The organism is Rhodococcus sp. NPDC059968 (assembly GCF_042738615.1).
Lineage (GTDB): Bacteria > Actinomycetota > Actinomycetes > Mycobacteriales > Mycobacteriaceae > Rhodococcus_F.
Window position 1 is genome coordinate 1 of sequence record NZ_JBHWUE010000008.1, and the last position, 13341, is coordinate 13341.

Annotated in this window: 13 protein-coding genes and 4 pseudogenes; 9 read left to right on the forward strand and 8 right to left on the reverse strand. The window is 67.4% G+C overall.

What is annotated here, in order from left to right:
* On the forward strand, window positions 1–492 hold a 492-nt coding region (gene tnpA / locus ACFWAY_RS10085; RefSeq protein ID WP_378510562.1), incomplete at its 5' end, for an IS200/IS605 family transposase.
* Between the two features lie 8 nt (window positions 493–500).
* Window positions 501–665: pseudogene (locus tag ACFWAY_RS10090) on the forward strand (C4-dicarboxylate transporter DctA); the annotation flags it as partial.
* Here ACFWAY_RS10090 and ACFWAY_RS10095 read toward each other — a convergent pair.
* Complete coding sequence (locus ACFWAY_RS10095) at window positions 659–1501, reverse strand: YdcF family protein (protein ID WP_378510655.1); 843 nt, start codon at window positions 1499–1501, stop codon at window positions 659–661. The pseudogene ACFWAY_RS10090 and the gene ACFWAY_RS10095 overlap by 7 nt on opposite strands.
* 227 nt (window positions 1502–1728) lie before the next feature.
* On the opposite strand from ACFWAY_RS10095, the gene ACFWAY_RS10100 reads away from it, so the two are divergent.
* Both ACFWAY_RS10100 and ACFWAY_RS10105 read left to right on the forward strand, forming a co-directional pair.
* Window positions 1729–2697: a helix-turn-helix transcriptional regulator gene (locus ACFWAY_RS10100; protein ID WP_378451524.1), complete on the forward strand. Its 969-nt coding sequence runs from the start codon at window positions 1729–1731 to the stop codon at window positions 2695–2697.
* 106 nt (window positions 2698–2803) lie between these two features.
* Window positions 2804–3238 carry a hypothetical protein gene (locus tag ACFWAY_RS10105; RefSeq protein ID WP_378510563.1) on the forward strand — a complete coding sequence of 145 codons (435 nt, stop codon included), beginning with the start codon at window positions 2804–2806 and terminating at the stop codon, window positions 3236–3238.
* 89 nt (window positions 3239–3327) lie between these two features.
* Here ACFWAY_RS10105 and ACFWAY_RS10110 read toward each other — a convergent pair whose 3' ends face one another.
* From ACFWAY_RS10110 to ACFWAY_RS10125, 4 genes are all read right to left on the reverse strand, one after another.
* Window positions 3328–3531, reverse strand: a complete 204-nt coding sequence (locus tag ACFWAY_RS10110; RefSeq protein ID WP_005255446.1) for a cold-shock protein — start codon at window positions 3529–3531, stop codon at window positions 3328–3330.
* A 248-nt stretch (window positions 3532–3779) separates the two neighbouring features.
* The gene (gene rsmA / locus ACFWAY_RS10115; RefSeq protein ID WP_011597804.1) at window positions 3780–4670 is read right to left on the reverse strand and encodes a 16S rRNA (adenine(1518)-N(6)/adenine(1519)-N(6))-dimethyltransferase RsmA; all 891 of its coding nucleotides are present in this window, start codon (window positions 4668–4670) and stop codon (window positions 3780–3782) included.
* A 10-nt stretch (window positions 4671–4680) separates the two neighbouring features.
* Window positions 4681–5808: a transglycosylase family protein gene (locus ACFWAY_RS10120; protein WP_378510564.1), complete on the reverse strand. Its 1128-nt coding sequence runs from the start codon at window positions 5806–5808 to the stop codon at window positions 4681–4683.
* Window positions 5809–5830: 22 nt separating this feature from the next.
* On the reverse strand, window positions 5831–6946 hold the full coding sequence (locus ACFWAY_RS10125) for a transglycosylase family protein (protein ID WP_378510565.1): 1116 nt from the start codon (window positions 6944–6946) through the stop codon (window positions 5831–5833).
* Between the two features lie 242 nt (window positions 6947–7188).
* On the opposite strand from ACFWAY_RS10125, the pseudogene ACFWAY_RS10130 reads away from it, so the two are divergent.
* Window positions 7189–7438 (forward strand): annotated as a pseudogene (locus tag ACFWAY_RS10130) (transporter substrate-binding domain-containing protein); the annotation flags it as partial.
* 374 nt (window positions 7439–7812) lie between these two features.
* Here the strand turns inward: ACFWAY_RS10130 and ACFWAY_RS10135 are convergent.
* Window positions 7813–8217, reverse strand: a complete 405-nt coding sequence (locus ACFWAY_RS10135) for a transposase (protein ID WP_378510566.1) — start codon at window positions 8215–8217, stop codon at window positions 7813–7815.
* Between the two features lie 1063 nt (window positions 8218–9280).
* On the opposite strand from ACFWAY_RS10135, the pseudogene ACFWAY_RS10140 reads away from it, so the two are divergent.
* The 4 genes and pseudogenes from ACFWAY_RS10140 to ACFWAY_RS10155 form a co-directional block, all read left to right on the forward strand.
* Window positions 9281–9511, forward strand: a pseudogene (locus ACFWAY_RS10140) (IS607 family transposase); the annotation flags it as partial.
* A 5-nt stretch (window positions 9512–9516) separates the two neighbouring features.
* Entirely contained in the window at window positions 9517–11001 is a 1485-nt protein-coding gene (gene tnpB, locus ACFWAY_RS10145) for an IS607 family element RNA-guided endonuclease TnpB (protein ID WP_378510567.1), read from the forward strand.
* 58 nt (window positions 11002–11059) lie between these two features.
* A pseudogene (locus ACFWAY_RS10150) lies at window positions 11060–11209 on the forward strand (transporter substrate-binding domain-containing protein); the annotation flags it as partial.
* An 8-nt stretch (window positions 11210–11217) separates the two neighbouring features.
* Complete coding sequence (locus tag ACFWAY_RS10155) at window positions 11218–11847, forward strand: amino acid ABC transporter ATP-binding protein (RefSeq protein ID WP_378510568.1); 630 nt, start codon at window positions 11218–11220, stop codon at window positions 11845–11847.
* A 49-nt stretch (window positions 11848–11896) separates the two neighbouring features.
* On the opposite strand, the gene ACFWAY_RS10160 is transcribed toward ACFWAY_RS10155, so the two are convergent.
* Both ACFWAY_RS10160 and ACFWAY_RS10165 read right to left on the reverse strand, forming a co-directional pair.
* A complete protein-coding gene (locus tag ACFWAY_RS10160; RefSeq protein WP_378510569.1) occupies window positions 11897–12337 on the reverse strand; it encodes a DoxX family protein in 441 nt (146 codons plus the stop codon).
* A gap of 139 nt (window positions 12338–12476) precedes the next feature.
* On the reverse strand, window positions 12477–13319 hold the full coding sequence (locus ACFWAY_RS10165; protein ID WP_378510570.1) for a TatD family hydrolase: 843 nt from the start codon (window positions 13317–13319) through the stop codon (window positions 12477–12479).
* Between the last annotated feature and the right edge of the window lie 22 nt (window positions 13320–13341).

Consider the following 13341-nt stretch of genomic DNA (forward strand, 5'->3'; position numbering starts at 1 on the left):
GACCCGAACGTACGCCGCGGTCGTAGCGTTGTCTGCAACCTACATGCACACTTGGTCTTCGTCACGAGGTATCGTCGCGGTGCGTTCACCGACCCGATGCTGACCCGATGCGGGCAGATCATGGCAGAGGTGTGTGACAAGTTCGGCGCAACGGTGACCGAGTTCAACGGAGAAACCGACCACGTCCACCTATTGATCCACTACCCACCCACCGTGCAAATCTCCACCCTGGTCAATAGCCTCAAGGGCGTCTCCGCTCGATACCTGCGCCAAGAGTTCCCCGACCACATCCAGAAATACCTGTGGGGCAATCACTTCTGGTCACCGTCCTACTTCGCCGCCTCCGCAGGCGGAGCCCCACTCGCCATCATCGCCGAGTACATCACCAACCAAAAACGACCCGAACCCACGAAAGAAAGCGACCCTGCTACGCGCGATCGCGCAGTACAGAATCAGCTTCCTCCCGGCCCTAAAGGGCCAGGCTTCCTCTGATTAATCCGGTGAATCTTCTCGGCAACTGTGTAGCGACGTTCGTCGTCTCGAACTGGGAAGGCCAGCTCGACAAGCAGCAGATGCTGGACGCCGTCAACGGAAAGCTCACCCCCGGCACCGCGGATCCCGTCGAGCAGCCGCCGGTCGTGGCCGACTACGAGTCGCGTCAGTAGCCGGCCGGGATGCCGAACACCCTGATCGCGTCGCGGTACATGCCGAGTTGCTGATCCTTGGTCAGGGGCATGACTTCGGCGATCAGCTGACCGGCACTGGTGATCGCGCTCATCGCCCCGACCACCGGCAGTCCGGCGACGTTGAAATCGACCGTAGCCCTGCGGATGTGGTTGGCCGACGTCACGATGATCGCGCCGCCCGCACCGAGCGAGCGCGCGAGCGGAACCGAGTTGAGTGCGTTACCCACCGTCGATCCGGCACGGTGCTCGGGGTGGATGCGTTGCGCCGGGACACCGTGCGACTGCAACCATCCCTGCATCGCGGCCGCCTCGGTGATGCCGTTCTGTGGGTTGCCGCCGGTGACGATGATCGGCGACAACGGCGAGGCCCACGACTGGACGAGCGCGGCCTGCAGGCGGTTGATCAATTCCGGTCGCATCGCGCCGTCGGGAAGCAGTCCGAAGCCGAGGACGATGATGGCGGTGGACGGACCCTGGATGGCCGGAAGTGGGTTCGGGGGCGTGAACGAAGCAATTCTGATCGCGTTCAGCATCCCGTCGACGCCGGCGCGCATCCCACCGTCCATCGCGCCCAGCCGGGCGAGCGCGGCCTCCCGGGTGATCAGGTCGCCTGCGGCGTCGGCGTAGATGGCTTGCAACGCCAGCGCATTGGTGTCGCCGGGTTCTCCGGCGACGGCGCCACCGATGTCCGCGAGGGCGCCACGAGTGTCGCCTGCCGCGAATCTGCCCTGCGCGCTGTTGAAGAGGTCGGCGGCCGAGGCGGACGCCGTCGCGGTGGTCGAGACCGCCAGAGCCAGGCAGAAGGCGGCGGTCATGACGGTGGCGAGCAGCGCCCTGACTGCTGAAGAAATGGGCCGAACACGAAACTGCGTCACGCTGAGACCTTTCCGTCGGATTTTCACGAAGTACACATGCGATGGTCCGTGGAGCGTCGGCGCCAGTGTAGTGACACTCGTGGGGCTGGTGGGAAAATCGTTACTTACCGTTACCCGCCGTCGATAGAGGACCGGAGATGTCCTCTATCGATGGCATCCTGAAACGCATGCGGGAAACTTCGGCACGACTCCTCCGGCTGCTGTCCCTGCTTCAGACCCGAAAGGACTGGTCCGGGGCAGAACTCGCCGACCGGCTCGGCATCACCCCCCGCACGGTCCGGCGAGACGTGGAGAAACTCCGCGACCTCGGGTACCCCGTCGACGCGACGGTCGGGGTGGGCGGTGGTTACCAACTCGGCGCGGGCGCGGAAATGCCGCCCCTTCTGCTCGACGACGAAGAAGTCCTGGCCGTCGCACTCGGCCTGCAATCCGGCGCGACCGGCTCCGTGGTCGGCATCGGGGAGGCGTCGATGCGTGCGCTCACCAAACTCCGGCAGGTGATGCCGTCCCGTCTGCGGCACCGCCTCGAGGCGCTGCAGGTCGACGTGGTTCACCGCGAGCCCGCGAAGAGCGCCGTCGACGCGCAGGTCCTGTCGGCCGTCGCCTCGGTGTGCCACAACCACGAACGACTCCGGTTCGACTACCGCACCCATGACGGCGCCGAGAGCCGGCGTGAAGTGGAGCCGTACCGGCTCGTCCGCTCCGGGCTGCGCTGGTACCTCGTCGCCTGGGACCTCACGCGGGCGGACTGGCGGTCGTTCCGGGTGGACCGCCTGACACCCAAGATCCCGACGGGACCGCGATTCGCGCCCCGCGAACTACCGCCCGGGGGCGCCGCCGAATTCGTCGCACGCGGAATCAACCGGGCCGTCACCCGGATCCGCGCACGAGTGCTGCTGCACGCGTCGATCGACGAGATGGCGACCCTGGTGCACGAGGACTGGGGAACCCTCGAAGAAATGCCCGACGGACGATGCGCAGTCGCGCTCGGCGGCGACTCCGTGCCGTCGATAGCCAACTGGCTCAGCGCATTCGGCGTCGACTTCACCGTCCTCGACCCTCCTGAGCTGCGCGAAGAGTGCCGACGGGTGGGTGAGCGTCACCGTCTCTTCGCCGACCGCTACGGTAACGCCTGACCGAGACGCCGTTCAGCCGTCACCGCGGACCGAAAATCCGTGGAACCGAACGGTCCTGCGCGGCGTCCAACCAGGTGACGACAAGGAAAGGTCGGGGTAGTCGGGGATGCAGCACACGATTGTCGAGGAGGGGCGCGCGCGGGCGCCTGCGGGGACGGGAACAGTCGGGAAGGTGCTCGTCGGGGGCCATCTGGCGCTCGGGGGCGCGACGGTGGTGATCATGGCGTTCTCGTTGGCGTTCGTGTGCACCCTCGACAACGGAACCCAGCCGTGGACGTGGCCGAGCAGGTATTCGACGGCCTGGTTCGTCGCCGCGGCCATCCTCGCCACCACGCTGTGGGCGCTCTTCGTGACGGGTGTGGTGATCTTCTCGTGGAGGCCCCGGCGGGCGCTCGGCACGGCGACGTTGTTCGTCGCCGCGGCGCTCGGAGCCGCTGCGGTGATCGGGCTGTTCGGTCCGTCGGAGAATTCCGCGCTGCAACTCTGGCTGGTCTGCGCCATGAATCTCGGGTATCAGGCCGCTCACCTGCGGTCGGCGTAGCCGGACAGAAACGAGTCAAGGCCCCACTCTGACGAGTGGGGCCTTGCTCGAACGTCATGTCCCGGCGAACCGGGAAGTCATGGCCGTTCTCAGATCAGGGTGACGCCGGTGGCCTGCGGGCCCTTGTTGCCCTGGCCGATCTCGAACGAAACGCGCTGGTTCTCCTCGAGCGTGCGGAAGCCGCCGCTCTGGATCTCCGAGTAATGGACGAACACGTCAGCGCTGCCATCCTCGGGGGCGATGAAGCCGAACCCCTTCTCGGAGTTGAACCACTTCACGATGCCCTCTGCCATGTAAATCTCCTCTAACACAGTAACTTCTTCAGGCAACCGGCTCGGTTACCTGGGTCATTGAACACGACCGTCTATGACAATTCCTGTGGAGGACGTCCAAACGCTCGCAACCATCGATTTGCGAGCGTGGGAAACACAAACACAAAACTTACGACCTCCAATAGTGAACCACACATCCGGTCGGTTGTCTCCCCCAGGGACGATTCCCGCCCGTGAGCACTTCTTAACGTCCCGCGGTTGACAAGTACTCACGGCTGGGTGGCGGCGAGACGCACGAAGGCCGCGGCGTCGAGAGTCTCACCGCGGGCGGACGGTGCGATGCCGGCCTCGAGCAGTCGTCGCTCCGCCTCTGCGGGTGAACCCGCCCAACCGCCGAGCGCGGCTCGTAAAGTCTTGCGGCGCTGAGCGAAAGCCGCATCGATGACGGCGAACACGCGGCGGCGGTGTGCGTCGTCGACGGGCCACGGCGGTTCGGCGTACCGGTCGATGCGCACGAGACCCGACTCGACCTTCGGCACCGGCCAGAACACCGCTCGCCCGACGGCGCCCGCGCGTCGGACGGCGCCGAAGAAATTGGCCTTCACGCTCGGCACGCCGTAGATCTTGCTGCCCGGGGACGCCGCCAGCCGGTCGGCCACCTCGGCCTGCACCATCACCAGCGCGGTGCGGAGACTGGGAAGTTCGGAGAACAGGTGCAGCAGCACGGGCACCGCAACGTTGTACGGCAGATTCGCGACGAGAGCAGTGGGTTCACCGGGAATCTCGGACGGCTTGACCCGCATCGCGTCCGCGCCGACCACGGTCAGCCGGTCGGCGAGTTCGGGTGCACGGTCGGCGACCGTGACCGGGAGTCGTGCCGCGAGGTTGGGGTCGATCTCGACGGCGATCACCTTGTCGACGACATCGAGGAGCGCCAACGTCAGCGAACCGAGCCCGGGACCGACCTCGAGGACCGTGTCCTCGCGTCCCACGCCCGCGGTCGCGACGATGCGGCGCACCGTGTTGGCGTCGTGCACGAAGTTCTGCCCCAGCTGCTTGGTGGGGCGCACGCCGAACTCCTCGGCTAACGCGCGCACCTCGGCGGGGCCGAGCAGTGCGGCCTGACCTCGAGCGACGGGGGGTACTTCGGCTTCGGACACCAGCCGAACTTTAACGCACGCCGAGCCTGCCCGAACACGTCGGCCACGCTCCCCAGCCCTGCGTCTTCTGCGTCTGCGACGCGATGGCGATCTGCTCCTCACGGGTGGCGAGGTCGGCACGCTGTGCGTACTTAAGGCCGCCCTGACGCTCCCACGTGTTCTGGTCGAACTGGACGCCGCCGAAGAACCCGTTGCCGGTGTTGATGGCCCAGTTTCCGGTGGCCTCGCACTTCGCGAGGGCGTCCCAGACGGAACCGTTCTCGACGGGCGGCACCTCGGTGCCCGGCTTCGCGCCGACGCGGATCACCTTCGGCTGAGCCGGCGTCGTCATCGTCGCGGACACCTGGTTGCGTCCGACTTCGGTGCCGTTGACCGTGTTGACCGCGAACGTGACGTCCTGGACGCCGGGCAGTCCCGGATTCTCGACCACGATGCGGCTCTTGTTCATCGTCGGGTCCTCGATGCGCTGCTCCTCCGGAGCCAGCGGCAACGTCTCGACCTTCGCCTCGGTGCGGTCGCGGGTGACCGTCACGGCCATGCCCTCGGTCAGCGGCGCGTCCGCGGCCGGGACGACGGTGTCGGCCTGCTCGAGCGGCGCGCCGTGTGCGGCGAGGAACTCGCCGACCGTCGGCGCGGCCATACGCACGCCGGTGACCGGCAGCGCGCCGTCGGCGAGCTCGACGACGAGCGGATTGAGCACGTCGAGGGCCGCACCGTCGAGCGGAAGCCGCTGCGAACGGGACGCGGACACGTGCACGTCCTCGCCGAGTTCGAACTGCTTCAGCGCGTCCTCGACGGTGAGCGCGGTGGTCCACACCGTTTTGGGCTGACCGTCCACCGTCAGCGACACCTCACGCGCGCGGCGCAGCACCACGGTGTCCCCGTCGGACAGGGTCGCATCGCGTTCCGGTGCCACGACGTCGCGGTCGCTGATCGAGTACCCGGCGTCGGACAAGGCGGCGTCGACGCTCGTCGTCATGGTGCTCAGCGAGATCGTCTCGCCGTCCACGTCGAGTGTGACGTTCTTGTGCCGGACCACGGCCATCACTCCGCCGGCGATCAGTGTGGCGAGAAGCAGGGCCACCACGGCGTAGAGCAGCGGCGAGCGAGCCGAGTTGATCTTCGCGAAGGGCGACATCGTGTTCCTTTACTTCAGACCGTCAGCGGAGTCCGAGCTTGCTGGTGCAGGCGGGCCAGGCGCCCCACCCCTGCGCCGCCTGGACCTTCTCGGCGACGGAGATCTGCTGTTCGCGGGATGCGAGGTCGGCGCGGGCGGCGTACTGGGTTCCGCCGAACGCCGCCCAGGTGCTCTGGGTGAACTGCAGTCCGCCGAAGAACCCGTTACCGGTGTTGATGGCCCAGTTGCCAGTGGCCTCGCAGTGCGCGATCGAATCCCAGGTGGAGGCGTTGGAGATGGCGAGTTCCTTCACCCCGACCTTGACCAGCGCCGGCGCGGGCTCGCGGAGCACCTGCGAGCTGAGCTCCTGGCGTCCGGCCTCGACACCGTTGACCGTCTTCACGGATGCGGTGACGGTGCGCTCGCCGGGAACTCCGGGGTTGTCGACGACGGTCTTGCCCTTGTCCAGCGCGGGATCCTCGACGCGGTTCTCGGGCGGCGCGATGGGCAGCGTCTCGGTGCGGGTCTCGGTGCGGTCGCGGGTCACATGGATCTCCGCGCCTTCGACGACGGGGGCGTCGGCGGGCGGAACGACGGTGTCGGCCTGCTCGAGCGGGGCGCCGTTGGCCGCGAGGAGCTCACCGACGGTGGGGGCCGCCAGCCGGACGTCCGTGAGCGGTGCGCCGCCGTCGGCGACCTTGACGAGCTTGGCGTTGACGACCTCGAGCGCGGTGCCCTCCAGCGGCAGGCGCTCGGAGCGGGACGCCGAGACGTGGACGTCGTCGGCGAGTTCGAACTGCTTCAGTGCGTCGTCGACGGTGAGGGCGGTGGTCCACACGGTCTTCGGCTGCCCGTCGACCGTGAGGTCGATCTCGCGGGCCCGCCGCAACACCACGGTGTCGCCGTCGGAGAGCGATGCGTCGGCCGCGGGAGCGACCGCGTCACGCTCGCTGACGGAATACCCGGCGTCGTCGAGCGCGCCGCCGACGTCGGACGCCATCGTGCCGAGCGAGATGGTCTCGCCGTCGACGTCGAGCGTGACGGTCTTGTGCCGCGCCACTGCCAGCGCACCGCCCACGACGAGCGTCGCGAGCAGTGCCGCGACGACTACGTAGAGAAGGGGCGATTTGGCGGTGTTGATTCTGGCAAAAGGCGACACGTGAGATCCCAAGGCTGGCGGACGTTTGATCACGGTACGGTAACGAATCGGCGATGGTCTGGCAACTTTGCCGCTACGACCTGCGTGCGAGATCACGGAAAGGTTGAGATCGGGGACAGTTTTCGCTTCTACCGCGAAGGATCGCTTCTGGTCCGGACCACGTCCGAAACGCAGTATCTTGCGACATGCACCAAGAAGCCCGGAAGCGACCAGGCACCACTGACTGAGAAAGCTGGGGTTCCGTGCGCAGCAGATCCGATGGACTTCTGAGACTCGTCAGACGTACGAGAGTGCCCGCGGTGCTCGCCGCGCTGACGCTGCTCGTCACACTCGTCGCGCCCGGTCTCGCCGGCGCGCAAGAGCCCGCTCCGGGCAACAACTACAACATCGCCACCGACATCACGTTCGCCCCGTTCGAGTTCCAGGACGAGAGCGGCATGCTCGTCGGACGACGTGGACCTCCTCGCCGCTATCGCCGAGGACCAGGGGTTCGCGGCTGCTCACATTCTGTGAGCAAACGTGAGTGTTTGTGTGCTTGGTGTAGGAGTGAAGCTGGCCGAGTGGGGCCGGACGAGACTGCGTACCGGTGATTCCGTGAGGATCGGATGCCGGTGCCTGCTCGCCGTTTGCCGTCGGGACGATCTGGGTCAATGCTGGCTCGACCGGGACGGATGCCGGCACGTGGGTCGTGTACGCGCAGGTGTCGTCGCAGGATCAGAGGGGTTATCTGGTCCGTCAGGTTGCCCGGTCGACCGAGTGGCCACCTCGGCGGGCGACAAGTACCGAAGCTGTTGTCCGCGAAAATCGGATCCGGGTCGAACGGCAAGCGCCCGAAGCTGCGGAAGATTCTGATGCTCCTATCTCTGTCAATCAGCGGCCGTGAGCCATTCGCGGCAAATGTGGGCGAAGGCGTCGTCGCGTGGTAGGTCGCGTTCCATGCGGGAGATCTTGGTGGGCCAGACGCCGAAGTGGGCGGCGACGGCGGTGAGGGTGATGTACTTGGCCTGACGTGCCGGTCGGAGGTCGCTGCAGTCGGGAACGGTGACGTGGCGGGTGAGGAGCTTGAACACCTCTCGGGCGATGGCACGTTTGAGCAGCCTCAGGATGTCGAGTTTGCTGCGACCCTTGGAGGTCTGCCTGCTGACGTAGTCGCGGGTGGGTTGATGGCTCGACATTCGAACCAACGCGATCCGGTGTAGGGCGTTGTTGCCGGCGCGGTCGCCGCCTCGGGAGAGCCGGTGGCGGGTGGCCTTCCCGGACGAGGCGGGCACGGGCCGTTCCGCACAGTGCGGCGAATGCGGCCTCACTGCGCAGCCGGTGCGGGTTGGTGCCCGCGGTGACGATCAGTTGCGCGGCGGTGTCCGGGCCGACGCCGTGGGCGGCGCGTAGTGCCGGGTTGAGGGTGCCGACAAGCTGGTCGATCTGGCGGGTCAGGGCGGCGGCTTGGTCTTCGAGGAACTCGATCCGTGTGGCCAGAGCTTGGGCGGCGGTCAGAACCGAGACGGCGACCGGGTCGGTGGCGGCGGTCGGGCGGCATTTCGCCAGTGCGGCGATCAACGCGGAAGTTTCCATCCTCCGGTACTTTTCACGGACCGACTCGAGCGCCCCAACCAGCAGGGCCTTGATCTGATTGATCGCAGCGGTGCGCTCTTGACCGCGGACCGGCGGGTGGTCAGCAGCGCACGCAGCGCCAGGGTGTGGTCCGCTTTCGGGACCGCGAGGTCGCGTCCGGCCAAGGCGATTCCTGCGCGGTGTAGGCGTCGAGGGGATCTGACTTGCCTTTGCGGCGGCGGTCGGCACGGTCCGGCCGGATGACCTCGGCGACCTCCATTCCGGCCGCGTCAGGGCTCGGGTGATCCCGGCGCCGCAGCTAGAGGTTCCCTCCACTCCCACGAGGCGGAATGTGCCGTGGCCGGTCACGAAGGTAACCGCGGCCCGGTAGCCGGCCGGTGTCGTCGGGAACTCGCGGTCCCCGACGTGCCCACCGGTCGCGGTGATCACCGCGACGTGGATGGTGTCGGCGTGCGTGTCCACACCGGCGATGGCCTCACAGGGTTCTGTCATGCTGTCAAGAACTCCTTCGTCGTCGTGAGCCGTTTGGGCGCGCACCGGAGACGAGAGCGGGCAGACAAGACATTGATGAGGGAACTGCCAGGCTCCTGATTAAGTCATGTCCGCTCCCGTCTCCGGTTCATTCACTGCGTGCCCCCGCGACTGGCCGGACAGATCAGATGGAGGACAACCCAGCAGGGCGTCAGTCAAACCCAGAGTCACGACCAGTGCGGGGGCACGCTTACATCATCAATGTCGGACCCCTCTGCGATGGTGATCGTCGTGGAGAATCGTGATCGGTTGGCCCGGTTCGGGGCCCGAGTACCTCGAAGCGGCGCTGTCGGCGCAGGGCCGCAGGGTCGTCGTGCGCGACGCCGGACCACGGATGATCTGGTTCGGGACATACCCGAGGTGCTCACCAGTCGGGGCACCCGCCTCGACGGCCGCCGCGGAGCAGGCACTCGCGCGATGAGAGCGGTCACCGCCGCAACCGGGCCCGCAGAACCACGGTGAGTGTGATGCCGCTGTTCGAGGTTCCTGACGGGTGGCAGGTGCAGGCGTATCGGTTCGCGTTGAACCCGACCCCGGCGCAGGTGTCGGCGATGGAATCGCATTGCGGTGGCGCCCGGTTCGCGTTCAATCACATGCTCTTCCATGTGAAGTCGGTGATGGATCAACGGTCCGCGGAACGCAGCTACGGACTCAACGGGGACGAGTTGACACCGCCGGTGGGGTGGTCGTTGGCGTCATTGCGGAAGGTTTGGAACGGCCGCAAGGAAGCGGTGGCGCCATGGTGGGCCGCGAACTCGAAGGAGGCCTACAACTCCGGCCTCGACGCCCTCGCCCGCGGGTTGGATGCGTGGTCAAAGTCCCGCAGCGGTGACCGCGCGGGTGCGGCTGTCGGCTTCCCCAGGTTCAAGTCGAAAGCGCGGGCCGGGAAGTCGGTGCGGTTCACCACCGGCGCCATTCGTGTCGAGGCTGATCGACATCACGTGACCCTGCCGCGGCTCGGCCGCATCCGCACGCACGAGTCGACCCGAAAGCTCGCCCGCCGCCTCGAAACGGGCACGGCCCGGATATTGTCGGCGACCGTCCGTTTGACGGGTGGCCGGTGGTTGTGCTCGTTCCAGGTGCTCGTCCAACGCGCCATCGGGGCACCACCGGCTCACATCGCCCGCTCGGTGCATCCGGTGGTCGGTGTCGATGTCGGGGTCAAGGACCTGCTGGTGGTCGCGGCACCGGACGGCACCGAGGTTGCCCGGGTTCCGGCGCCGAGGCCGTTGACGGTGGCGCAGGACCGGTTGCGGGTGTTGCAGCGCCGCGCCGCCCGTCAGCACGGCCCCTACGACCCCGGCACCGACACCCGGCGGGAGCCGTCGAAGCGGTGGCAGCGCACCCAGGCCCGGATCGGGCGGGTGCACGCCCACGCCGCGGCCGTGCGACGGGACGCGATGGCCAAGGCGACCACCGCGTTGGCGCAGCAGCATCAGGTGATCACGGTCGAGACGTTGTTCGCCGCCGGGATGCGGTCGAAGGGTGGCGCCTGCAAACGCGGATTGAACCGGGCACTCGGCGACGCCGCACTCGCGGAGATCCGGCGGATGCTCGGCTACAAAACTGTGTGGTACGGGTCGGAACTGGTTGCAGCACCCCGGTTCTACCCGTCCAGCAAGACGTGCTCGGCGTGTGGCGGGCGAAAGCCAAACCTGACCCTCGCCGAGCGCACCTACGTGTGTGAGCACTGCGGCCTCGCGATCGACCGTGATCTCGGTGCCGCGATCAACCTCGCCCGCCTCGGCGACACCCGAACGGGTGAAACGGGGACCGGTACCGGGAGTGGCCCGGCCGCCCACCAGCAGGGTGGGAAAGGACGTGGAGCCAACCAGAAGACCCGCCCCGCACATGCGGGAACGGCAGGAGGCTGTGAAGCGTCAACCCGGCACAACACCACCAGTGGTGTCGGTCAGACCGGGACCGCCACACCGCAAGGCGAGGCGACCTGATGGCGAGCGGACTCACATTTGCTCACCAGAGGGCAACGGTTCACCTACCAGGTCAACCCCCGTCGGATTCGACGCGGCGCTCCAGGCGGTCACGGGCGGCCAGGCCAACGGCATGATCGCCGGCATGTCGATCACCGACGCCCGCAAGGCGACGTTCGACTTCTCCGATCCCTACTTCGAGTCGGGCGTGCAGATGGCGGTGGTGAAGTGGTCTGCGTGATCGGACCGTCGGGCTCCGCAAGAGCACGTTCCTGCGCTGCCTCAACCGGCTCGAGGACATCACGGACGGCAAACGTCGTGGTCGACGGCTTCGACGTGAGCGACAAGAAGATCGACATCGACCGGGTGCGTCAGCACATCGGCATGGTGTTCCAGCACTTCAACCTGTTTCCGCACATGTCGGCGATCGAGAACGTGATGCTCGCGCCCGTGCAGACCAAGCGGGCCTCCAAGGAGGAGGCGCGGACGACGGCCGTCCGACCGCTGGAGCAGGTCGGGTTGGCGGAGAAGGCGGACGCGAAACCGGCGAACCTCTCCGGTGGGCAGAAGCAGCGCGTCGCGATCGCGCGGGCCCTGGCGATGAACCCGGACATCATGCTGTTCGACGAGGCCACCAGCGCCCTGGACCCCGAGATGGTGGGCGAGGTGCTGCAGGTTCGGCGCGACCTCGCGAAGGGCGGCATGACGATGGTCGTGGTCACGCACGAGATGGGCTTCGCCCGCGAGGTGTCCGACCGGGTGATCTTCATGGCCGACGGGTACGTGGTGGAGGAGGGAACTCCGGAGCAGATCTTCGGCGACCCGCAGCAGTCCCGCACCCAGGACTTCCTGAACAAGGTCCTCTGACATGTGAGTGGCGAAGCATGCCGGGGCACGCTTCGCCACTCACATGGGGTCAGACGGTGGCGCGTTCCTTCGCGGCCCACGGCACCTTGTCGCCGAGCAGTCCGTCGACACCGAACCGGCCCGATCCGACGACGGCGAGCAGCAGCGAGCCGACGCCCAGAGCCAGCACCAGCTCGTAACCGCCCTCGCTCGCGAAGATTCCCTTGTCGATGTGCACGAGGAAGAAGGCGCCGACCATGTCAAGGAACAGCAGGATTCCGAAGACCGGGACTGCGGCGCCGACGATGAGCGCGATGCCGCCGATCAGCTCGATCCACGTCGCGAGGAACGCCGAGATGCCGGGGAGCGGAACTCCCATGGCCTCGAAGCCGGCGGTCTGGGCGTCGAGGCCGTTGGTGAAGGCCTTCTGCCAGCCGTGGGCGAGGAAGATGACGCCGAGGCCCACGCGGGCGACGAGGATGCCCAGGCTTCGGACTGCGGGGTTGTTCATGGATGCGCCTTTCATCGAGGTGTCCCCGCGCGACCGGGACGACCGTTAGTTGAACAAGCAACGATCCTAAGTTCTTTAACTTGAAACTTCAACATAAGGGCTTCGGCCCCCGTGCGCGCCCGACGAGTCCAGGGACTCGCTAACCACTCACGGGCCGGAGGCCGTACACGCGCTCGGCGGTCGCGGTGGACGCCTTCGCCAGGTCGTCCGGGTCCTCGCCGCGGATCTCGGCGAGCGCCCGGACCGTGTACGGGAGGCAGTACGGCTCGTTGGGGGCGCCCCGGAACGGGTGCGGGGTGAGGAACGGCGCATCCGTCTCGACGATCAGCTGATCCGACGGCACCAATGGGGCCGCCTCCCGCAAGGCCTTCGCGTTCTTGAAGCTGACGGTGCCGGAGAAGCTGAGGACGTAACCGGCGTCGACGCACTGGCGCGCCATCTCGGCGTCCGAGGAGAAACAGTGGAAGATCACAGTCTCCGGCGCACCCTCCTCACGCAGAACCTGCAACAGCGCCTGGTCGGCCTCCCGGTTGTGGATCATCAACGTCTTGCCGAGCCGCTTCGCGAGGTCGATGTGCCAGCGGAAGCCCTCGGTCTGCTCGGGGATCGTCGCGCAGCCGTCGAGTTTCCCGGGCCAGTAGAAGTCGAGTCCCGTCTCCCCCACCGCGACCACCCGGGGATCACCGGCGAGCCGCTCGATCTCCGCCCTGGTCGCGTCGTCGAGCACGTTCGCCCGGGTCGGGTGGATGGCCACGGCCGCGTAGACGCGGGGATCCCAGTGGGCCGCGTCGACGGCGAACTGCGCGGCCGCCAGGTCGTCGGCCACCGTGACCACCCGCTCCACCCCGACCGCGGCGGCCCGGTCGACGATCGCCGTGACGCTCGCGGCGTCCGAGGCACCACACGCGTCGAGGTGGGTGTGCGAGTCGACGAGCGGGAACAGCGGCGCAGGGGCTTCCGGGGCGGGACGGTCTTTGCTCATGCGGACATTGTCGACGCCGCCG